Source organism: Leptospira bouyouniensis (assembly GCF_004769525.1).
GTDB lineage: Bacteria > Spirochaetota > Leptospiria > Leptospirales > Leptospiraceae > Leptospira_A > Leptospira_A bouyouniensis.
In genome coordinates, this window is the sequence record NZ_RQFT01000011.1 from 273,733 (window position 1) to 295,088 (window position 21,356).

The window sequence follows — 21,356 nt, forward strand, 5'->3', positions numbered from 1 at the left end:
AATTGAGAATTTCCATTGGTTTTAAAGTTCCACATAATAAAGATTCGTGAGTTTTGCCTGACTCTACTCCTCCTGGGATGGGTATTACCGGGGTCTATTCTCCAAGCGGACAAAATTCGATTAAAATCGGGGGAAGTACTCAATGGAAAAGTACAGAATGTGACCCCTACACACGTAGAATGGATGGACCAAGGGAAACGATATAAGTTTCCAAACGAAGATGTGATAGGCATTGATGTGGGATATGATGGATTGCCAGCTTGTGCCGATTACAAAACGTTTGGAGTCGAAGATTGCGACCTCATCTTAACTAGGCTTACTAAAACAAATGCTAGTTTTTCGAAAAAAAGCAGTCCATTGGAATTGGAAACAATTCCTATAAAAAAAATAACTACTTTAAAAATAAAAAAAGAATCTGGGTTACCTGTAGATCGTTACATCCAATTTGGGGCCAAAGGAAAGTGGAACTTTGTAGGTAAAGAAATCATTGGAATTTATAAATCGATAGATCGCGGTAAAATGTTAATTGAAACCGATGAAAAAAAATTAGAAACGGCAGACGTTTTGGATTTTGAGTCGTTCGAATACCAAAACAAATCTGTCATTGCCAAAGTGATCAAAGAAGAAACTCCGAAAGTGATTCCAGGATTTGCCTCTGTCTCTGAAAAAAAATATGGAAAAGCTGCTTTATTATTTGGAACAGCACTTGTTTCAGGGATCGGAATGGCATATGAGTACAATATGTCCGTAAAGGCGATCAATCAAGATATCGAATACATCCCAACGGGTGATGGTCGAGTTTTTTTATTTTCTAATACTTTGGGTAATGATCGTTATGATTTCCACAGACAACGATTTACAATATATGCAGCAATTTTTGCAACTGTGCTTACTTATAGTTTTATCGATAGTTTTTATTTAGGACAAAGGGATTCTAATAAAGAAGGATCACAAGCTGTTTATTTAAAACCAATCATTGATTTCAAACCAAATGCAAATTTGTACTATAACATTCCTTCATTTCAGAAACCAAATGAATTTATGTCTTACGGATTCAGTTTTGAATCCAAGTTTTGAAAATATAACTAAACATTTACTTTTCTTAAAAATAGATTTTTTAAATTTTGTTTGAATCTTAAAAAATTCCATTGTAGTAAAAATGAAAAAGGAATTGAGTTAAGTTCACACATCACTCCACAATTCCCTTCTTCATTCTCCCGACTCCATAATATTTTTCCATTCAGTCCAGAAAAACAGTTTAGACCTAACCATAAGTCAAATCTTGCTTCAGTATCTTTTGGATAGTTTTGAGAAGTAGGAAGGTAAAACAAGTTTGCCTTAATATGAAAAATTGCTGAATTTTCTTCTTTTTCCTTGATATGCATATCAACCGAACTAAAGAGAGGGACGGCGAGCATTCGGTCACGAAAAAAATATGGATTCAATATCCCCGCAAAGAAAAACATCAAAGCAAGGACAATTGGATACATCACAAATAATGCAAAATAGTCTTGTATAACAAGGTCAGGAAACTTATGACTAATCCAATCCGGCGCTTCATTTAACAAATAAATCGATAGGACACCTGGAATTAAAAAGAAAGTTGTAAGGATTGTATGGCGCAAATTTGGGTATTGGAACAAACGAATTCCTGAAGTGGAAATATGTTTTTGAACATTTTGAATCCAACCTTCATGCCGATTGTGTCTGCTTAAAATTTCATATTCTTCCATGCTCATATCCATTAATTTTAAGATATGTCCAGGTACAAGGATTCTTGATTTAGCAATGATGATTTCTAAGAAAAAGAATAAAAATAAGATACAAATTGGTAAAATCACAAGTAAGTCAATTTCTTGAAATAGAGAAAGATTGTATAAACCATGAAAGAACACACAAATCATTAAACCGTAAAAAAGTTTTCCCCATTTGAAAAGTGGGTTCTTATGGAAAAGAAACATCATCGTGAAAGCTCCCACCAAACCACCGTTCATCATATGAATGGGGAGTGCTGTGATAGAACGCAAAACTTGGGACCACAAACCAGTGTTGATATAATACAAAATGTTTTCGACTAGGCCAAATCCTCCACCAAGTACTAAACCATAAAAAATTCCATCCGTAACAGTGAATTCATCTTGATTTTTACTAAAGAAAAGATAAATGCCCAGTAGTTTTGCAAATTCTTCTACAAATGAAGAAAGGAAAAACGAATTCCAAATTGGCCCACCATTTGGCACTAGTTGTAATAAGATTGCCTGTAAACCGATCGCAATCCCTGCACTAAATAAAGAAAAGGCAAGAGCCGTGTATTGCAAAAATCCTTCGGTAAATCGGTAAAAATGAAAACGATAAAATGCATAATAAAATGCTAAGGTCGCAAGATTAATGAAAAAAATGACCAGACTTGGGATTGAAATTTGTATGGACATTTACTTTTATTAACGACAGTTTAGTTTCAAAAAATGAATCAAAATAACAATTCCTTCTCAAACCAATTGCTTCACCGCTTTTCGTAGACCCTCGATGGTCAATGGAAACATAGGAACCACATCTTCAATTGCTTCTATTGTCGGTGCACCCCAAAATCGTTTTGGTTCAGGGTTTAGCCATACGGAATCTGGGAAATATCCAACAAGTTCCTTTAAACATTCCAATCCACTTTTAGCTTTTTTTTCTTTCTCTTCTTTCGTATGTGAATGATACGCATAAACGTTGTAAGGTGTTCCCATCAATTCATAAGGAGCCATATAAGCATCTCCTACAAAAATGAGCTTTGTATTTTTCCTATATTTTTCTTCGAAGTGTTTGAGTGAGATTCTAGATTGAAACTCATGGTTTGCATATAAGTATTCATGAAAGATATTGTGGAAAAAATAATTATGAACTTCTTTAAAATGGTATAAACCCCTACTGGCACTAAAAAGTTTACTGACTCGATCAGAGTGTGGTGTCATACTCCCACCAATGTCCATAATGAGAACGAGTCGAAGTGAGTTTTTCCTTTCTCTTTCTTCTACCAATTCAATTTCCCCACCATTTTCGCAGGTTTTATCGATCGTTTTGTCTACATGGAGTTCTCGTTTCCCTTCTTTCTTTAAAAAACGGAGTTCTTTCAGAGCCAACTGGATGGACCTTGTATCAAGGATCTCATCTTCCCTGTAAGCCTTGTATTTCCTTTCGTTCCAAAGGCTAACTCCAGATCGATTCCCTTCCCCTTCCGTATTCCCCCCAATAGAAATACCATTTGGATTAAAACCGGAATTTCCAAAAGGACTGGTCCCTGAAGTTCCGACCCATTTACTCCCTCCATCATGCCTTTCCTTCTGTTCTGCTAGGCGTTTTTTTAATTCCTCAATTACCTCATCCATACTCAAATGGGGAGCATTTTGTTTTTGTTCCTCAGAAAGGTGTTTGGGAATATTTTCCTCCAACCATTCAAAAAGAAGATCGCGGAATTCAATCCGTTGTTCTTTCCAACTGCCAAAAGTTTTTCCAAACGCAATGTCATAAGGATCATAGTGTTTTAAGTCTTTTGCAAAATTGAGCCTTCCCACTCGGTACAACTGATCCAGCGAGATATAACCTTTGGGGTCAGTGAGTTTTCGAATGCTTTCTAAAAATGCGATGAGTTCCCCTGTTGAACAAGGAACTGTTTCCTTTCGCAGATTGTAGAAAAAATCGAGGAACATATTAGTTTAAGTACACTCTGTAATCATCTTCCGATTTGAATAAGGTCCCGGCAAATGGGATTTTATTCGATTCTAATGTTTCCCCAGAAACGAGTAAAACTTGGATCCAATCCAGTAACTCACTGGTAGAAGGTTTTTTGCGTAGGCTTTCTATTTTTCGGATCGAATAAAACATTGCGAGTGCCTTTTCCATAAATTCAGTTTCAATGGAGGGATAATGTGCCTTGATGATCTCCTTCATAGATTCCCTTTTTGGAAATTCAATGTAGTGAAAGATACAACGCCTTAAAAATGCGTCTGGCAATTCTTTTTCATTATTGGAAGTGATGATGACAATAGGACGTTCTTTTGCAACAATATGCTCTTTTGTTTCTGGGATAAAAAATTCCATTTTATCCAATTCAAGGAGTAAATCGTTCGGAAATTCAATGTCGGCTTTGTCAATTTCATCGATGAGGACTACCGATTTGTTCGGTTCGAGGAAGGCTTCACCGAGCGCTCCTAAACGAATGTAATTTTTCACGTTTCTGACTCGGTTCATGGCTTCCTCTTCCGGAAACCGCGAGTCATTCAATCGGGAAACCGCATCATAAAAATACAATCCTTCTTTGGCAAGGCTTGTAGACTTGATGTGCCAACGGTAAAAGGGAAGGTTTTTTGTTTCGGCAAGGAAACTTGCAAGGAGGGTTTTGCCCGTTCCGGGTTCCCCTTTCAAAAGGAGCGGACGTTTTGTGATCTCTGCCACTTGTACTGCTTCTTTTAAGTCTTCGGATAGGATATAATCTGCCATGTTCTTCCCTTTTGGACTCCAATCTTTTTCGAAAAACGGGGGAATCTACTAAAAATTGCTTTTTGAAAGAAACTTCTGTTCCTATATTGAGAAATTGGAACGATAGTAAACATATATGGGTGATTTCGATAATACAAAGCGGGCCATTGGCGTTGGAAAACTGGACGATTCTCAAAGAAAGGATATGTTCAATAAGTTTAAGAGCGCAGGTGGAGAAGTCATCAAAGAGAAAACTCCTCCAAAAGAAGACGATAGCAAAAGAAATCGTCCAGAACCAAAGGTCAGACAAAGCACTGTTTCGCGTGGTGGTGACGAAGGTCGCACTGGTAGTCGAGGTGGCAGTGCTTCCTCTGGAGGAAATCCTTCCAAACAAGATTCAAATTCTTATAAGTCTCAAGCAGATTCAAAAGCCCAATACGAAAAAGAGATCAGTAGTTTCGGTGCACGTTTTTCCATAAAACTCAAATGTTGGTTAGCCAGAGTTACATCATTTGGTTCGAGTGACCTCACACCAAAATTTATGCACGATTTTTCAATTCGTGGTAAACAAGCACTCATTGAATTACAATACAGTGGAAACGAATTACTAGCAAATCAACAATATTCACCTCAGCTAAGTAAGGCGCTTGATCGTATCAACCCATTACTCGTTGAACTTTTAGCGATGGGTCAAAAATTGTATAACGGACCAGAGCTAACTGATATAACAGAACCAATTATGACAGCACCTGAATCACCAGTTGCCATCGAAAGGGTAAAGAATCAATTTTATTCCCTCTTCAAAAGGATGTATATCCTCTACCCTTACCAAGAAACATTAAAAAAATCTTTCTCCCAAGCCTATGACGAATTACAAAAGTTAGAAGGAAAACCTTCTCTCATTTATGCCAATAAAAAACGAAAAGTATTACAAGAAATCGACACTTTGTTTGATGGATTTTTTGATAGATTGTATTTGGTTGTTTTAAGGGCAGAAAACAAAAACATTCCACTTATTTCTCGTTATATGGAAAATCTCTTGGGAATCACTCAGGAAGAAAAACCTGGTCAAAGAAAATCAGGTGAAAATGTTCCAGGTGGAAAACCAGTCGAAACGAAAGAAGAAAGAGATGCGGAAGCATCAGCTAAAGAAGATGAGAAAAAAGAAGAGGAAGAAGTTCCTCTATCGAAAGAACAAGCCTATGGTCTGCGTCTTATGCAGATGTATTCCATTCCCAAATTACGCAAAAAATTTGATCCGAAAAACGAATACTTAAATATTCCAGATTCAGACAAAGCCCTACTTGCTCTTTTTTATTTTTATGAATTTGACGATGAATATTCTTTTGTGATGACCACCAAAAAAATCGATATCAAACCTGGATCGATTAACGGAGTAAAGGTGGATTACCGACAAAAAATGTTAGATATCTATGAAAGCACACGCACGATAATAGATCAATTTCGAATTTACCACGATATTCTACGAGAGTTAGAAAAACATAAAGCCAATCCAGGTGCAAATTATATTGAAGCTTCAAAAAAGTTAACTGGAATAGAACAAAAACGAACTGGTCAATCCCGTACTGTTCGTATGGCAATCAAAGAATTTAGCTTAAAGTCACGTGATTCCTTACTCACTCTTATTAAAGATATGAAGGGTAAAAAAGAAATTGTCGCGAACATGAATGATATTTTGACTTTGGATTCGATGGAGTCGAGAAAAAGGCTCAATAAAAAACCAGTCAAACAGTGCATTATGGAATCTTATTGTTATCTGCTTGCTCTACATGACCGGATCGAAACTGGTGATTTGTTTGGTGGACTTGTGGAACTCACTCCTGAACAAATGAAATCCTCTTTTGGAGTGGATACGGAAACCGCAAAAGAGACAGGATCACCCGATGCGAGTGATTTAGAAAATGAAACCCAAGCAGAAGGGAATCAAACAAACATAGAATCCAAAGATCAGGAAACAAACGCAACGCAAGCAACAGATACGCAAACAAATGACAGTTTCGATGATCTTTCTGATGATGACATATTACCAACAGGAAATCCTTTTTAATGGCAGTCATCAAAATCGCAATCTACCAAAAGAATTTACACAAACGATTCACCCAAGAGGAAATATCAAAAGTCCAACAGAGCAAGGCACAATTTTTATTGTTACCAGAAGGTTTCCCTCACTTTTTTCAAAGTGAATCTCCAAAAGATGGAACAAAACATGAAAAGGAATACCAAGATCATTTGTTAGAGATCTCGGAAAAATTTCCAGGAGTTATCCTTGGTGGTAGCCAATATCGAAATAATGAAAATGGTAATTTAGTTTCTGCACTACCTATTGTACAATCATTAGTTCTTGTTGATTTTTATGAAAAAAAATCTCCTAACCCAATTCGAGAAGAAGCCGTCACAACTGGTGTCACAGAATCAATCTTTATCATGGGAGGCCTTCGCTTCGGATTGTTACTCGGAGAAGATTTATTTAATGAGTCAATTTGGAGTGAATTTCAAAATGAGAAAATAGAGATTATCTTCCATTTGGATACAACAAACCAAAACAAATCTTATGAAGAAGATTTGAATGATTACGAATTACTTGCCAAAGAAAAAAATATCCATATCGTTAGAGTTTGCGGACCCACTGATGGAAAAGCCGCACGCAGTTTATACGCGTCTCCTTCAGGAATCAATTGGAAAGTGGGGAAATTGGAAGAAGACAAAGAAGTTTTTAAAACTTTGTCCGTGAATGTCATGAGAAGTTACTTACTTTAAATTTTTTTGATACTAACTGAAAAGTTTCATTGTGAATGAAACAAGGAAGAATCTTCCTAAGTTTCATTCATTCCCTATGTATGATTCACTTTGGAATGGGTTTTCAAATCCAAAGTGGATATGCTATCAATGATAGATATTTTTTATGTAGGAAAAGCTTTCCGATTATTTTTTATCCAATTCCTTCCAATCCATTGTGAATAGTAAAATCACAATGCCGATGGAAACACATGAATCGGCAACATTGAATGCTGGCCACCTGTCGAAGAGTAAAAAATCGGGCCATTCAAAGTCTAAAAAGTCAACAACGCCAATGTATTCGATCCCAGGTTTGTCAGGTGTGAAGCCAAAACGAAAACCAGTCCCTGGAATTTTGACAAAAAACTTATCAATAAAATTTCCAAAGGCTCCCGCCATTACAAAATTCCATCCCCATACATTTCCCAAGTCAGAATTTTGCCATCTGTAAAAAATTAAAAAAACAATCGCAAAACCAGTCGCAAATAATGACGGTAATGCATTGTCTTGGAAAAGCCCAAACACAAAACCAGTATTAAACGTAAGCGAAAGTCTGAAAAAATCACCTAACACAGGAATACTTTCATGTGCATACATTTTTGTGATAATGATATACTTTGTGAGTAGGTCTAAAAATAGTCCAAAGGCAACAAAGGCCAAGTATCCTGGTTTAAATACAGAGAAAAATGGAGTGTTTGGTAATTTCATATTGATGATTTAGGTTTTATTCCGTTTATTTTTGTTTCCAATAACTTAGACTCGATTTCGCAAGTGACCAAAAACAAAGTCCTGATAGTATATAAAATATTATGCTTGGTTCTTTCCAGAATTTTTCCGCATAATACATTCCAAAAAAGAAAAATAGTGATCCTAGGGTCCCAAAAGTGAAAATTTCTTTGAGTTTCAATTCCTCCGATTTATAATCGTCTTTTTTAGAAAATTCACCCCGATTCCATTTGTACAAGAAGTCATTGAGTTCTTTGGGTAACGAAAACAAACTTGTGATAAATTCTTCTCCTTCATCCTTCCAAAGCCTTTTGAACGAACCACCCTTCAAAACAATCTGCGAAAACGGTTTTTCGGCGTATTCGATCATGGACCTTGTTGGATCCAAAAACGAAAAGTTTCCCAGTAACAAAGCAAGGACACGATGTAAACTTAGAAAATTGGGAGGAAGTTTCAAACTAGAGAGCAACCGTTTGAGGCTCACTTGGATTTCCTTTAAGAATCGAAGGTCATCCCCTGGTCTTAAGGTTTCAAAACTTAAATTCCTAAAATGATCTGTATCGGCAAGGATTCGATTTAGTTTTTCCAACGAGTATTTTACGATTTGGGTTAATTCATCTTTGGATAAAGATTCCGTCACTGCTCCCAACTCATATAAGGATTCAGAAATCAGATGGTAATCCTTTCTCATTGCACCAACCAATATTCGTTCTAAAATTTGGGTTTCTTCTTCTGAAATAGATTGAACAGCTCCAAAGTCGATTAGACACAATTCTCCGGTATCCATAAAAATTAAATTTCCTGGATGTGGGTCTGCATGAAAGAATCGATAATCAAAAATCATTAAAATATATGCTTTGATCAACTTATCCAAATTAGGATTCCGTTTTGTATACAGGGGTTCGGGATCTAATTCATAAATCTTTTTTCCTTCTACAAATTCTGTAACGAGAGTGTGTCGACCGCAAAGTTCTTCGATTGGATTTGGAATATAAAAATCTTTTTCAAGTGCAAACATCTGTTTGAGTATTTTTAAATTTTTTAATTCACTTCGAAGATCCAATTCCTCATTGATCATAGATTGTAATTGGTCGTTCACCTCTTTTGCAGAAACTTTTACCACAAACGAATCAATGAGCCAAATGACTTTCGAAATGGTTTTTAGATCAGATTTCGCTGTATCTTCGATTCCAGGGTAAAGGGTTTTGATTGCCACTTTTTTGTTTTGGTAATACCCAATGTGAACCTGAGCTGTTGAGGCACTTGCATATGCAGTTTTTTCCAATGATTCAAAAATTTCATCCATTGGTTTTTTGAAATCCATCAGCCATCTTTTATCAATATCATGAAATTCTCGCGGAGGGATTTTGTCTTGAAGGTCTTGCAATTCCCATAAAAATTCCTCGGGTAGGATATGGAATAAATTGCTGATAAACTGCCCTATTTTTATATAAACACCACCTAATTGAAAGAAAAGTGTTTTTGTTTCGATTCCTTTTCTTTTAAGAAAATGCGTACGTTTTGTGTTATATTTTTCTTTCGAGAGAATTTTTTTGGAAAATTTTGAAAGGTATAAATATTGAAAGTATGTTTTAAATACAAACGAATAAACAGAGACGGATCGATTTTGATCTGATTTCATTTTTTATTCCTATAAATTGATTCAATACTTTCCAAAATTTGGATATTCTCAGACAAGGTTCCTTCCATAGTCGATTTTTCACCATGGATTACCTCTTTAATTTCTTTGTAGATCCCTAAAAATGCATTGGATGTTTCTGGCTTTGGGAATCCTTTTGGATTGTATAATTCTAAACTTTGAAATCCTTTGTACAATTTTGAAGGAACAGATTGAAAGAATTGGAACCCATCGTTCGAACAGATAATCCGATGGGAATTTGTATGAATATCCAATTCAAATTGAAAATATTCCCTGCCTCCTGAGACATCTAATGTGATTTGTATATTTGAATTGGTAAAAAAATAGGCAGATGCTCTTGTTTCGACAATTCCTTTTTTGGGTCTTTCCATTTTGGCATGTACGAGTTTAGGTTTTCCAACCAACCAATGAATTAAATCGAGTGCATGGGTACCGTCATGAAGTAAGGGACCACCACCAGACTTTGAAAAGGCGATACCAGGATTTTTAGCAGAAGTAAATACAGAAGCACGGATGGATTTGATTTGCCCGAAATTTCCTTTTTTTAATTCATCTCTCACAAAGAGGTAACTTGGGTGGTATCTTCTTTCATGATTGATCCAAATTTTTGTCTGGTTGGATTTTGAAAGTTGTTCTAACGTTTTCGCCCCTTTTGAAGACATTGCAACCGGTTTTTCGATGAGAAGGTGCCGAATTCCCATTTTGATGCATTCTTTGGCAATTCCTTCATGGGTATGACTGGGGGTAGCAATGATGGCAAGGTTTACCGTCGGTAAATTCAATTTTTGAAACAAACCGTTGGGAATGTTGACTGTTGGTTGTTTCCATTGGTTTTGGAATAGTTCACAAGCTTCCGGATTCGAATCAAAGCCAGATACAAATTCAAAATGGGCCTTTCCCCAAGAAGACATGAGTACACCCATATGTGTGCAAGGTTTTTTGCGGTACGGGTCTTTTTCTAGTTTGGAAGCGATTCGTCCAAGGCCAATGAGAATCGTTTTGATTTTAGTTGGTTTCATTTAAGTTTTTCTTTAAAATCTTTCTTTCCTTACGAATCTGGCACAAGAAGCTATGATCGCACCATTTGAATATTCCCTGTCAACTCTTCTTAGTTTGTTTTCTATGAATCCAGACTGGGAGAACCCAAAGAATCTAAAATTTCGTTGGATCTCTACCTCATCTAAGGAAATTAAAAAAGGAACTTTGTTTGTGCCTCTTCGTGGGGAAAGAGACGGGCACCAATTCATTAAAGATGCATTAAATGCGGGTGCTAGTGGTTTTTTATGTGAGAAAAATCACCCAATCATTTCGACATTACCTGAAGAAGACAAAAAGAAAGCAATTTTTGTAAAGGATACTTTGGCTTCACTTGGAGTATTAGCCAATTACCATCGGAATCGGTTCCGTCCTATCATCCTTGCCATCACCGGTTCTTCTGGAAAAACGACTACAAAGGATTTGTTAGGCGGATTATTCTCTTTTTTAGAACCAAAGTCTCTTGTTGTTACTGAAAAAAATTACAATAACGAAATTGGTGTACCATTTACTTTATTTCGCATTACAGAATTTACTCGAGTCGTGATTTGTGAAATGGGGATGAACCACCGCGGAGAAATCCAAAGACTCTCTTTGATTGCAAATCCCACACATTCTCTTATCACGAACATTGGATCTGCACATATTCAAAATTTAAAATCAAGAGAAAACATTGCAGAAGAAAAAATTGATATTATTTCCGGAATGAAACCAGGTGGTGTACTTTTTGTACCCGATGACTTGGATTTTTTAAATCGAGTAAAAATCAGAACAAAAAAATCGAATGTCGGATTAGTGATATGGAACCATTCTCGTAACCCAATACTCAAAATAAAAACAATTCAAAAAAATGGATTTTTAATGGAAATGAAAAGTGAAATCATCCAATGGAAAATCCCTGGATCAAAATTACTCAGTAATGTTAGAGGAATGTTAGCCATTGGTCAATATCTTAAGATCAACGATTTGCAGATTAGAAATGCGATTAAATCTTATAAAAGCCCAAACAAACGGTTGAATATCAAAAAAGGTTTTTTTACTATTATCGATGATTCCTATAATGCAAATCCTGAGTCAATGTTATCGAGTATTGACGCAAGTATTCAATATGCTGGTGACAAAGAAATTGTATGGGTTCTTGGCACGATGAAAGAACTTGGGAAATTTTCAAAATTTTACCATGAACAAATAGGAAAAGAGATTAGAAAAATCGGTAGAGGAACCTTACTTGGATTTGGTGAAGAAACAACACCAATGATAAAACAAGTTCCAAATGCAAAACATTTTAAAGACAAATCAACATTGTGTAATTTTATAAAAAATCAAATCCCAAAGAATGCTGTCATTTTGGTGAAAGGTTCAAGATCGATGAAAATGGAAGAAATAGTTTCAGAACTTATTTCATTTAAAGGTTGAAAGGGAAATAGGTATTTTTAGATTCTACGTATGACAAACCAATTACCAAAAGTTGCTGTGATTATGGGTTCCTATTCAGATTGGGAAACTATGAAAGAATCTTGTGACATTTTAAATGAGTTTGGCATTCCGTATGAAAAGGAAATAGTATCCGCACATCGTTCACCAGAACGAATGTTCGAATTTGCAAAAAATGCACAAAACAATGGATTCGGAGTGATCATTGCAGGTGCAGGTGGAGCTGCACATTTACCTGGTATGACAGCTTCACTTACCACATTACCTGTTTTAGGTGTGCCTATCCTTTCCAAAGCATTGAATGGTATGGATAGTTTGTTATCCATTGTCCAGATGCCAAAGGGAGTTCCCGTTGGAACACTTGCTATTGGAACAAGTGGAGCTGCGAATGCTGCATTACTTGCGGTTCGTATCTTGTCTCTACTGGATGTTAATCTATCCAAAAAATTAGAAGAGTATGCGAATTCCAATCGCATTGCTGCCCTTTCAAAAAATGACCAATTGGTATAGGGATTGAATATGAAAATTGGTGTTTTGGGATCAGGTCAACTTGGCCAAATGATGTGTTTGGAAGCTGTTCCCTTAGGATATTCATTTTATTGTTTATCCCCAGATGCCAATTCACCATCAGAAAAAGTGGGAGCAAAAGCTACAGTTTCATCCTATGATTCACAGTCAGAGCTAGAAAACTTTCTTAATCAAATAGATGTTCTCAGTTTTGAGTTTGAAAATATTCCAAAACCTACACTTGATTTTTTAAAGAACCAAAAATCTGTTACTGTTTTTCCACCACCGCAAGCTCTCATCATTGCCCAAGACAGGTTTTTAGAAAAAACTCATTTTCGAAAGTTAGGATTTCGTACTGCTGAGTTTTTTCATCTAACAAAAGATACATCAAAACTTGATATATCGATTGAATTCCCATGGATCATAAAAACATTACGGTTTGGTTATGATGGGAAAGGTCAGGTCAAAGTAAAAAATAAACTCGAATATGAGTATTTCTTAACGTCTGGATTCCAGAATGAACATTCGGAATATTTAATTGAAGAAGTGATTCCGTTTCAGAAAGAGATCAGCATCATTCTCACACGTTTCCAGAATGGTGATATTGTTTGTTATGGTGCAGTTGAAAATGAACACAAAAATCATATCCTCGACCTTTCCATTTTTCCTGCAAGAATTCCTGTTGGACTCAATTTGGAAGCAATCGAAATGGCATCAAAATTAGCTGAATCTTTTCAATATGTAGGAACTTTAGGTGTAGAATTCTTTATAAAAGACAATCAATTGTATTTAAATGAATTTGCACCAAGACCACATAACACAGGTCATTTTACTCAAGATTGCCAAAGTTTTTCTCAATTTTATCTACATGTCCAAGCAATCACAGGGAATACACCTCCAACTGATGTTCGACCAAAACCGACTCTGATGAAAAATATTTTTGGCAATTCCTATACCGAAAGTTTAAAACTTGCGAACGAATTGTTAAAGGATGATCGATACCGTTTACATTTGTATGCAAAAGAGGAAGCAAAACCTGGAAGGAAAATGGGGCATATGAATTTTAAAGGCACTTTAGAAGAAGTAAATCCCCTATTCCATGAACTATAATGAATTTGAAGAGTTCAATTAAGATACTAGTTTGGATCCCCAATCTCTAACATTCCCAGCACCAAGGCATAAAAGTAAATCACAAGCCTGTAATTGAGGTTTGATTGCCTCTAAATCTTCATCCACATTTCCGGATAACATCGTTGTTTTTTTGGAATCTAAATAAGGCAAAAAACTCATGGATGAAATTCCTTCGATTGGAGTCTCTCCTGCTGAATAAATCGGTAATAAATAAAGAACATCAGCTCCAAGAAGTGAAGTTGCAAGTTCTTCTAAGAGTAAACTTGTCCTGGTATACCGATGGGGTTGGAAAATAACTTGGAGCTTTCCCTCTCCATTGAGTTTGTTTTTTAATGATTGGATGACCATTTTGATTTCGGTTGGGTGATGGCCATAATCATCAATCACAGAAATGTTCTTCCAAACTCCCAAAACCTCTTGCCTTCGTTTGACACCAATATAACGGGAAAGAATTTCTATAGAAGTTTGAGGTTTGATACCTATTTTTAAAGCACATACTAATGCAACCAGACCATTTGTTAAATAATGGACACCAGGAAATGGTAATTGTAAATGATAGATTTGGTTTTCATACTCGAATGAAATCGTATCATTCAAAATCTCATAAACTATGGTTGTAATTTGTTGATCAAACTTTGTTTTGAGGTATAAAAACCAATCGATCTTGGAATGATCTTTGTTAAGAATAAGATTCAAATGAAATTCTTTGTGAAACAAAAGTTCTTTGTGATGATGTTCTAACGCTGACCGAATTCCTTCGTCACCCAAAAATAACACAGTTTCCCCAGGAACACTAAATCCCATATAATCGAGAAATGCCTTTTCCAATTTTTCTCTTGTATGGTAATAATCAAGATGATCATTATCAATATTTGTTAGTAAACGAAAGTTAGCTTTGTGACCCAGGAAAGTTCCATCTGATTCGTCAGATTCGTAAACAGCATACTCCCCCTTACCAATTTTACCACCGCGTTTTTCTAACAAACTTGTATCACCACCAATCATAATGGTTGGGTTGAGTCCTACTTCGGTAAGAATTTGCGATACCATTGTTGTTGTGGATGTCTTTCCATGACTTCCTGCAACAGAAATTGATTTCTGATTGGAAACGAGGAGATGCATAAATTCAGAGCGGTGTTTAAGTGGAATGTTTAGACTTTTTATCCTTTCAAACACTTCCTTGTATTTATCACCCATGGCTGAACTATATACAACCATTTCGATTCCTTCCAAAGGAATGTCTTCAATGGAATGGAATAATGTGACGCCACGTTCTTTTAAATAATCTGTGGTTTCTGAATTTTTTTTATCATATCCGATGACAGGCAGCTTTAAGTCGATTGCCATATGAGCAAGACTTGACATTCCACTTCCACCAATGCCAAGAAATAATATTGGTCCTTTCATCTTGGTGGTTACCTTGGATCTGTAAAAAAATAAGAAATAGTTTGATATGCAGCATTCACATTCGAAAGTGCTAAACTAACGTGGCCCATTTCTCGTAAAACTTCCGAATGATCTTTCCAAGTGAGAAGATATTTAACTAAAGATGTAGGATCATCACTAGTTGAATGGATAGAAACAGCAGCTCCTTCTTTTTCTAAGTAGTTTGCATTCGCCTTCTGATGGTTATCTGCAGCAAAAGGATAAGGTATGAGTATCATTGGAAGTCCAAATACCAAACATTCTGCTATCACACCCGCTCCAGATCTTGCAACCACTAAATTTGCCCATTCATAATTAGGTTTCATATCATTTGCATAAGATATGATTTCGGTTTCATCACTTGCCTTTTTCTTTGTTTCATCATACAGGTTTGTACCCGTTAACAAACGAAACTTATACTTAGAAGATATATCAGAATTTTCCATTGCTTTTAATATCATCTGGTTTAATTGCCTCGCCCCTTGTGAACCACCGAGTACGAGTACATTGATTGTATTTTTTTTACCTTCGTGTAAATTTTCGTTTTGTCTGATATTTAAATGTTCTGGTATAACACGTTTTCGGATAGGATTACCGATGATTTTTCCTGGAATTTTAAACTCTTCTACAATCGGAAAACTGAATGCTATTTTCTTTGCGAACTTCGAGAAAATTCTCGTAATTTTCCCAGGCACACAGTTCTGCTCGCATAAATACAAAGATTTACGAAACAATATTGCATACAGGATTGCTGGTAAACTGGAATAACCACCCATTCCAATTACTGCTTCAATTTTTAACTTCCTAAATTGGATTATTGTTTTGAGAAAAGGAAAAATAAATAAGAATGGATATATTAATGTTTTGAAACCACCTAACTGCGGTATATTGTGCCAAAGAACTTGACAAGGTGGGTTAATAAGGTCTGGATTGTTTTGATTTCGCAGCAACGAGTGGATATAAACAGATTCAAATCCAAAATGTTTTGTTTTTTCACTTAATACTTCAGCTAAGGCAACACCTGGTGAAATATGACCACCAGTTCCACCGGCAGCGATTAATACAGATCCATTCATAAGACCAAATTTTCTCTTTTGGTAATGTTGGCAAGAATTCCGAAAAGAATAAAAATTGTTAAAAGAGAGGAACCTCCATAACTCAAAAATGGAAGGGAAATTCCTGTGACTGGTACAATCCCTGTTACCACAAATAAATTTAAAATCGTTTGAAATCCAAAAAGAATTAGAATACCAGATCCTAAAAAGAAACCTAATTTATCTTTGGTCCTTTCTAATAAAAAAAATATCCGAACCATTAAGAATAATACTATTGAGATAAAAATCAAAAATCCAACAAATCCAAAGTCTTCCACAAAAGAAGAAATTACAAAATCGGTGTGGCTATAGGCAAGATAACGATGCGCATACCCTGTTCCAATTGCTTTTCCGGTTGATCCTCCGTCAAAAAATGCACGAAAACTTGTTACTAACTGGTGGCCTTCATCAAATCTAAATTTATAAGGATCAAGCCAAATCTCAAGTCTCTTTTTACGATAACCTACTTGAGTTACGAGCACAAGTAAAAGAGGAATCATGGACGCTCCCAGAATAAACAGGCGTTTAATGGGAAAACCAGCAAGTAACACAAAGAAAAATAAAACGAGAAGTAATTCGACTGTTGTTCCAAAAGCAGGTTCTATCACAATGAGCAAAAGTGTTAAAAAAATAATGACTAGTGATACGATTTTTTTTTGGTTCCAATTGATTTTTTTAAAATCAAAATTGTAAAAAAAATAAGATGAAAAAAGCAATATACTTATCTTTGAAAACTCAGATGGTTGAATTTGAAATCCTGCTATCTGAATCCATCGATTAAAACTTCGTCCATAACTGGTCCCTACTGATTTACCTAGACCGGGTATGAATACCGCAACAAGTAGTATCAAACTGAAAAGAGACAATACAAAAGACCACTTAACTAAAAATTGATAAGGAATTTGGCAAAAAATCAGAAACAATATTAGTCCCAAAAATCCCCATAACAATTGTTTCTTTAAATAATAATAAGAATCGGAAAATTCTCTCTCCGCAGGAATAACAGATGCACTAAACATCACAATCATTCCTATTCCAAAGAGTAAAAACATAAAAAAAAGCATTGGTCCATCAAAACGGGATGAACCAAAACGAAATAAATTTCGAAGATTACGATAAATTTCCATTATTGGATTTTTAAAGTGGAAAGTGTGATGATGGCAAGGATGATTCCAATGATCCAAAACCTGATTACTACTTTTTCTTCCGACCAACCAGAAAGTTCAAAATGATGGTGAAGAGGTGCCATTTTAAAAATTCGTTTTCCTGTAAGTTTGAAGGACCCAACTTGTAAGATCACACTCACTGCTTCTGCCACAAAAATTCCTCCAAGGATTACAAGAAGGATTTCCTTTTTTAACATGATGGCAACGAGTCCTAATGTAGATCCTAAAAACAAAGAACCAGTATCACCCATAAAAACTTGGGCAGGATGGCAATTGAACCAAAGAAATCCAAGTAATGCACCAGATAATCCTGCGAGGAATACAGAGTATTCGTGAGAACCAGGTAGGTAAGGAATATGTAAATAATTTGCTGCCGAAGGAGTACCTGAAACATAAGCAATCAATGCAAAAGTCGCAGTTGAAATCACAACGGTTCCGGATGCCAATCCATCCAATCCATCCGTTAAGTTTACTGCATGAGAACTACCGATTAACACGATGATTGCGAATGGTACCGCGAGTAATCCTAAGTTCCAAACTGGTCCTTTCACAAAAGGCAAAAACAAATCCGTTATTGAAAAGATAATTCCTTTTTGGGGATTTGTATTGGATTTACCAGTCAAATAAAAATACAAAGTAGTGATCGTTACAGCAAATACAATCGTGACTAAAAATTTGGTTCGGGCTCTCATCCCACCTTTAATTTTTTTCACTGACTTCATATAATCATCAGTAAATCCAAGTCCTGCAAATAGTATCGCAGATACTAATAATAAAATCACATTTAGATTGGTTAAATTTCCCCATAACAAAGTCGAGATGGTAAGTGATAAAATCATAATAAGTCCACCCATTGTTGGCGTACCTGATTTATTTGCATGGGATTGTGGTCCATCGTTACGAACTGACTCACGAAATTTTAATGATAATAAAAATGAAATGAGCGATTTTCCAAAAATAAAAGTAATGAACATGGAAGTAAGGCCTGCCATCATTGCGCGAAGCGTTACATAACTAAAAACCCTTAAAAATCCATAATCATTGCCAAAAGTTTCATAAATCCATTGGAACATATACAATCCTCTATTGACTGGTATCTAATTTTAAAAACGCTTTCTCTATTTCTTCAAAATCGACAAAATTTGTTTTTTCTTTGCCGATGATTTGGTAGGTTTCGTGGCCTTTCCCAGCCACAACAAGGATTCCATCTTTTTCCAAAAGTGAAACAGCTCGCTCGATCGCAATCCGTCTATCAGTGATTTTTTCATAACGTTTGAAACCACGAGAAAACCCTGCTTCAATTTCATCTAAAATCAGTTCCGGATTTTCTGTCCTTGGATTGTCTGAGGTGAGGATTACAAAATCTGCATGTGTTTCTGCAATTTTAGCCATTTGTGGGCGTTTGGTGCGATCCCGATCACCACCACATCCAAATAAACAAATCAGTTGTTTGGGACGAATTTCGACACAACTTTTTAGAATATTTTCCAATGCATCTGGAGTATGGGCATAATCCACAACAGCAATCCGAGAATGATCCGGGTAAGGCACTACATGAAATCGACCTGGAACTGTTGGAATCTCTTCGACGGCAGTAACAACGTCTTGCCATGTAAACCCAAGTTCATAAGCAACCGACATGGCAAAAGCAGTATTAAATACATTAAAATTTCCAAGTAAATTAGTGCTAATGTTCCTCACTTCGATGAAAGGAAGATTTTTTTCTTTTCTATGAAATCGGTATTCACTACCGAGTAACGAAAGTTTGGTATTACTATAATGAAACTCACCTGATTTACCTAAAATATAAATGGGTGATTTGATTTTAGATTCACGTATTTTTTGGATCATTCGGTCACCATAAGAAACATCACCGGCAACAAGTCCAAATTTGTTTTTGACAGATGATTGTTCGAGTAATTGGAAAATTTTAAACTTACTTTCGAAATAATCTTCCATACTTTCATGAAAATCTAAATGGTCTTGTGTTAAATTCGTAAATCCAGCACAGGTGAGCTCGATACCTGAAACTCTACCTAGTTTTAATCCATGACTGCTCATCTCCATAAAAACATATTCAACACCTTCATCCAACATTTCTTTGAGTAAAAGATTGAGTGAGGAAGCGTCTGGAGTTGTGTAATTTGATTCTAAAATCCGGTCCATAATTTGGATTTGCACAGTTCCAATTAGGGCTGCTTTTTTCTTTAATTTCTTGGCAATATGAAATAAGATAAAAGTTAAAGATGTTTTACCATTTGTGCCTGTGATTCCTACAATTTTTAACTTTTTGGAAGGATTACCAAGTAGAAGCGAAGCTAATTTTCCGTGAATATCACCTAACGAATCTTCTGTTTCGATGATGGTATGAAAAGAATCTAGATGTTTTAATTTGAGATGGCGTTTAGAAACTAAGATTGCATTGCATCCTTTTTCTCTAGCCATATTTAAGTAGGATTCGATAATTTCGGAATTACCTTCTGGTACAACGAAGATATCGTTTGGTGAAAGTTTACGACTATCCGCCCAAACATATCCTACTTCAATATTTCCATCACCTTTAATGAGTTTGATTTCTGGAATTTTTTTTATGATTTCATTTAGTTTCATGGTTTTGTTTTAGAAGGAAGTTCTGGAATAGGAGGGAGTTCAATCGTCACTGTACGGTTACCTAAACTAATAGGAAGAAATTGGTAAGTCCTTCGGTACAATGTTTCAATTCGTTCGGCTGATGTATAAGAAACGATTCCAATTTTTAATTCATCGTTTTTTCGTTTTAATTCTTCTTTTGTGGTCGTACGTTCATGGATAAACCTTTGGAGTTTTGCCTTCTCTAATCCTTGCCAAACGTGAAAGAAAAAAAAACCAAGGAATGGGAAGAGAAACACAAGAGACTGGAGTGGTTCTAAAAATTCAAAAACCAAATTTGGAATTGATTTGATTGTATGTGTCACTTTTCCCATCTACTTTCCTTTATCGGTTCGATTTTCATAAGCCCTCTTAATTTTGCTGACCGAGAGGCTCTGTTTTCTTTGATTTCTTTGTCCGATGGGAGAATAGGTTTTTTGGTTAGAATTTCAAAAGGACCATTTGCTTTGAGATCCCTAAAGGTCCACTTCACGATTCGATCCTCTAAAGAATGAAAGGAGATACAGCTGAGAACTCCACCGATCGCCAAAGCATTCGCAAGAGCTCGTATGCCTTTTTCCGCATGGAGTAATTCTTCGTTCACTTCAATACGTAATGCTTGGAAAATCCTCGTGGCGGGATGAGATTCTTTGGGCCAAAATTTCCTTGGAATGGATGCTTCGACCAGTTTCACTAGATCGGTATTGGTTTCGAATTTTTTTTTGTGTCTCGTCTGGATGATGTTATTTGCTATTTTTAGGGCCCATCGTTCTTCACCATATTCCCAAAACACTTTTTTTAAATGTAAGACAGAGCTATAATTCACGACATCCGCAGCTGTTTTTTGGCCCACTTGTGGTTCAAGTCGCATATCCAAAGGTTCTTCGTTTTTAAAGGTAAATCCTCTACCAGAGTGTAAAAAATGGAAAAGGGACACTCCAAGGTCCACAAGAGCACCATCGAGTCCCGTACATCCAACGTTTTTCAGTAAATCTTGGTCCACTTCTGAAAAATTCATTTGGAAATCATACACTCGATCCAAGGTTCCAATCTCTTTTAGAATTTCCTTTTTTGCCCTTTCTAACATCACAGCGTCTCGGTCAATCAGGATGAGTTTGGAATTGGGAAATGTTTTTAAAATGAGTTTGGAATGACCTCCTTCCCCTGCTGTCCCATCCAAAAACCACATCGGATTTGGATTTTGTGACTGTTGTAAAAGGGAAATGACTTCGTTCGGAAGGACGGGTATGTGGGGAGATTCTAACACTGTTACTTTCTTACTGTATACTTGTC

19 protein-coding genes are annotated in these 21,356 nt (G+C 35.9%); 6 read left to right on the forward strand and 13 right to left on the reverse strand.

Going from position 1 to position 21,356, the window contains the following annotated elements; translation table 11 throughout:
* Positions 1-15 precede the first annotated feature (15 nt).
* Positions 16-1,077, forward strand: a complete 1,062-nt coding sequence (locus EHQ43_RS12960; RefSeq protein ID WP_135771411.1) for an LB_137 family protein — start codon at positions 16-18, stop codon at positions 1,075-1,077.
* 8 nt (positions 1,078-1,085) lie between these two features.
* Here EHQ43_RS12960 and EHQ43_RS12965 read toward each other — a convergent pair whose 3' ends face one another.
* Genes EHQ43_RS12965 through EHQ43_RS12975 form a run of 3 tightly spaced genes read right to left on the reverse strand, consistent with a single transcriptional unit; the run spans position 1,086 to position 4,482 of the window.
* Positions 1,086-2,432: a PrsW family glutamic-type intramembrane protease gene (locus tag EHQ43_RS12965; RefSeq protein WP_135771412.1), complete on the reverse strand. Its 1,347-nt coding sequence runs from the start codon at positions 2,430-2,432 to the stop codon at positions 1,086-1,088.
* 57 nt (positions 2,433-2,489) lie between these two features.
* Positions 2,490-3,692 (reverse strand): vWA domain-containing protein, encoded by a 1,203-nt coding sequence (locus EHQ43_RS12970; protein WP_135771413.1) that lies wholly within the window; start codon positions 3,690-3,692, stop codon positions 2,490-2,492.
* A 1-nt stretch (position 3,693) separates the two neighbouring features.
* Positions 3,694-4,482, reverse strand: a complete 789-nt coding sequence (locus EHQ43_RS12975) for an AAA family ATPase (RefSeq protein WP_135771414.1) — start codon at positions 4,480-4,482, stop codon at positions 3,694-3,696.
* A gap of 115 nt (positions 4,483-4,597) precedes the next feature.
* Between EHQ43_RS12975 and EHQ43_RS12980 the strand changes: the two genes are divergently transcribed.
* Both EHQ43_RS12980 and EHQ43_RS12985 read left to right on the forward strand, forming a co-directional pair.
* The gene (locus EHQ43_RS12980) at positions 4,598-6,529 is read left to right on the forward strand and encodes a hypothetical protein (protein ID WP_135771415.1); all 1,932 of its coding nucleotides are present in this window, start codon (positions 4,598-4,600) and stop codon (positions 6,527-6,529) included.
* Positions 6,529-7,239 carry an amidohydrolase gene (locus tag EHQ43_RS12985; protein ID WP_135771416.1) on the forward strand — a complete coding sequence of 237 codons (711 nt, stop codon included), beginning with the start codon at positions 6,529-6,531 and terminating at the stop codon, positions 7,237-7,239. The genes EHQ43_RS12980 and EHQ43_RS12985 overlap by 1 nt, the downstream gene beginning before the upstream one ends.
* 165 nt (positions 7,240-7,404) lie before the next feature.
* On the opposite strand, the gene EHQ43_RS12990 is transcribed toward EHQ43_RS12985, so the two are convergent.
* Genes EHQ43_RS12990 through EHQ43_RS13000 form a run of 3 tightly spaced genes read right to left on the reverse strand, consistent with a single transcriptional unit; the run spans position 7,405 to position 10,662 of the window.
* The gene (locus EHQ43_RS12990; protein WP_135771417.1) at positions 7,405-7,965 is read right to left on the reverse strand and encodes a lipoprotein signal peptidase; all 561 of its coding nucleotides are present in this window, start codon (positions 7,963-7,965) and stop codon (positions 7,405-7,407) included.
* A gap of 25 nt (positions 7,966-7,990) precedes the next feature.
* Entirely contained in the window at positions 7,991-9,625 is a 1,635-nt protein-coding gene (locus EHQ43_RS12995) for an ABC1 kinase family protein (RefSeq protein WP_135754149.1), read from the reverse strand.
* A complete protein-coding gene (locus EHQ43_RS13000; protein ID WP_135771418.1) occupies positions 9,622-10,662 on the reverse strand; it encodes a Gfo/Idh/MocA family protein in 1,041 nt (346 codons plus the stop codon). The genes EHQ43_RS12995 and EHQ43_RS13000 overlap by 4 nt, the downstream gene beginning before the upstream one ends.
* A gap of 52 nt (positions 10,663-10,714) precedes the next feature.
* Between EHQ43_RS13000 and EHQ43_RS13005 the strand changes: the two genes are divergently transcribed.
* The 3 genes from EHQ43_RS13005 to EHQ43_RS13015 are packed head-to-tail and all read left to right on the forward strand — an operon-like array spanning position 10,715 to position 13,729.
* Entirely contained in the window at positions 10,715-12,094 is a 1,380-nt protein-coding gene (locus EHQ43_RS13005; protein WP_135771419.1) for a UDP-N-acetylmuramoyl-tripeptide--D-alanyl-D-alanine ligase, read from the forward strand.
* A 30-nt stretch (positions 12,095-12,124) separates the two neighbouring features.
* Entirely contained in the window at positions 12,125-12,622 is a 498-nt protein-coding gene (gene purE, locus EHQ43_RS13010) for a 5-(carboxyamino)imidazole ribonucleotide mutase (RefSeq protein ID WP_135771420.1), read from the forward strand.
* A 9-nt stretch (positions 12,623-12,631) separates the two neighbouring features.
* Positions 12,632-13,729 carry a 5-(carboxyamino)imidazole ribonucleotide synthase gene (locus tag EHQ43_RS13015; RefSeq protein ID WP_135771421.1) on the forward strand — a complete coding sequence of 366 codons (1,098 nt, stop codon included), beginning with the start codon at positions 12,632-12,634 and terminating at the stop codon, positions 13,727-13,729.
* Positions 13,730-13,747: 18 nt separating this feature from the next.
* Here the strand turns inward: EHQ43_RS13015 and murC are convergent, their stop codons facing one another.
* From murC to rsmH, 7 genes are read right to left on the reverse strand one after another with little or no spacing between them, the layout of a single operon-like run.
* Positions 13,748-15,157, reverse strand: a complete 1,410-nt coding sequence (gene murC, locus EHQ43_RS13020; RefSeq protein ID WP_135771422.1) for a UDP-N-acetylmuramate--L-alanine ligase — start codon at positions 15,155-15,157, stop codon at positions 13,748-13,750.
* Between the two features lie 8 nt (positions 15,158-15,165).
* Positions 15,166-16,251: a UDP-N-acetylglucosamine--N-acetylmuramyl-(pentapeptide) pyrophosphoryl-undecaprenol N-acetylglucosamine transferase gene (locus EHQ43_RS13025; protein ID WP_135742040.1), complete on the reverse strand. Its 1,086-nt coding sequence runs from the start codon at positions 16,249-16,251 to the stop codon at positions 15,166-15,168.
* Positions 16,248-17,396 (reverse strand): FtsW/RodA/SpoVE family cell cycle protein, encoded by a 1,149-nt coding sequence (locus tag EHQ43_RS13030; protein WP_135771423.1) that lies wholly within the window; start codon positions 17,394-17,396, stop codon positions 16,248-16,250. Before EHQ43_RS13030 ends, EHQ43_RS13025 begins: the two co-directional genes overlap by 4 nt.
* Positions 17,396-18,508: a phospho-N-acetylmuramoyl-pentapeptide-transferase gene (gene mraY / locus EHQ43_RS13035; RefSeq protein ID WP_135742042.1), complete on the reverse strand. Its 1,113-nt coding sequence runs from the start codon at positions 18,506-18,508 to the stop codon at positions 17,396-17,398. Before mraY ends, EHQ43_RS13030 begins: the two co-directional genes overlap by 1 nt.
* 10 nt (positions 18,509-18,518) lie before the next feature.
* The gene (locus EHQ43_RS13040) at positions 18,519-20,045 is read right to left on the reverse strand and encodes a UDP-N-acetylmuramoyl-L-alanyl-D-glutamate--2,6-diaminopimelate ligase (RefSeq protein WP_135771424.1); all 1,527 of its coding nucleotides are present in this window, start codon (positions 20,043-20,045) and stop codon (positions 18,519-18,521) included.
* Positions 20,042-20,398 (reverse strand): hypothetical protein, encoded by a 357-nt coding sequence (locus EHQ43_RS13045; RefSeq protein WP_135742044.1) that lies wholly within the window; start codon positions 20,396-20,398, stop codon positions 20,042-20,044. The genes EHQ43_RS13040 and EHQ43_RS13045 overlap by 4 nt, the downstream gene beginning before the upstream one ends.
* Entirely contained in the window at positions 20,386-21,330 is a 945-nt protein-coding gene (gene rsmH, locus EHQ43_RS13050; RefSeq protein WP_135771425.1) for a 16S rRNA (cytosine(1402)-N(4))-methyltransferase RsmH, read from the reverse strand. The genes EHQ43_RS13045 and rsmH overlap by 13 nt, the downstream gene beginning before the upstream one ends.
* Between the last annotated feature and the right edge of the window lie 26 nt (positions 21,331-21,356).

Bases quoted from the DNA above. Each gene is read 5' to 3' on its own strand.
- EHQ43_RS12965 (WP_135771412.1), bottom strand. From the start codon at position 2,432: ATGTCCATACAAATTTCAATCCCAAGTCTGGTCATTTTTTTCATTAAT.
- EHQ43_RS12970 (WP_135771413.1), bottom strand. From the start codon at position 3,692: ATGTTCCTCGATTTTTTCTACAATCTGCGAAAGGAAACAGTTCCTTGT.
- EHQ43_RS12975 (WP_135771414.1), bottom strand. From the start codon at position 4,482: ATGGCAGATTATATCCTATCCGAAGACTTAAAAGAAGCAGTACAAGTG.
- EHQ43_RS12980 (WP_135771415.1), top strand. From the start codon at position 4,598: ATGGGTGATTTCGATAATACAAAGCGGGCCATTGGCGTTGGAAAACTG.
- EHQ43_RS12985 (WP_135771416.1), top strand. From the start codon at position 6,529: ATGGCAGTCATCAAAATCGCAATCTACCAAAAGAATTTACACAAACGA.
- EHQ43_RS12990 (WP_135771417.1), bottom strand. From the start codon at position 7,965: ATGAAATTACCAAACACTCCATTTTTCTCTGTATTTAAACCAGGATAC.
- EHQ43_RS12995 (WP_135754149.1), bottom strand. From the start codon at position 9,625: ATGAAATCAGATCAAAATCGATCCGTCTCTGTTTATTCGTTTGTATTT.
- EHQ43_RS13000 (WP_135771418.1), bottom strand. From the start codon at position 10,662: ATGAAACCAACTAAAATCAAAACGATTCTCATTGGCCTTGGACGAATC.
- EHQ43_RS13005 (WP_135771419.1), top strand. From the start codon at position 10,715: ATGATCGCACCATTTGAATATTCCCTGTCAACTCTTCTTAGTTTGTTT.
- purE (WP_135771420.1), top strand. From the start codon at position 12,125: ATGACAAACCAATTACCAAAAGTTGCTGTGATTATGGGTTCCTATTCA.
- EHQ43_RS13015 (WP_135771421.1), top strand. From the start codon at position 12,632: ATGAAAATTGGTGTTTTGGGATCAGGTCAACTTGGCCAAATGATGTGT.
- murC (WP_135771422.1), bottom strand. From the start codon at position 15,157: ATGAAAGGACCAATATTATTTCTTGGCATTGGTGGAAGTGGAATGTCA.
- EHQ43_RS13025 (WP_135742040.1), bottom strand. From the start codon at position 16,251: ATGAATGGATCTGTATTAATCGCTGCCGGTGGAACTGGTGGTCATATT.
- EHQ43_RS13030 (WP_135771423.1), bottom strand. From the start codon at position 17,396: ATGGAAATTTATCGTAATCTTCGAAATTTATTTCGTTTTGGTTCATCC.
- mraY (WP_135742042.1), bottom strand. From the start codon at position 18,508: ATGTTCCAATGGATTTATGAAACTTTTGGCAATGATTATGGATTTTTA.
- EHQ43_RS13040 (WP_135771424.1), bottom strand. From the start codon at position 20,045: ATGAAACTAAATGAAATCATAAAAAAAATTCCAGAAATCAAACTCATT.
- EHQ43_RS13045 (WP_135742044.1), bottom strand. From the start codon at position 20,398: ATGGGAAAAGTGACACATACAATCAAATCAATTCCAAATTTGGTTTTT.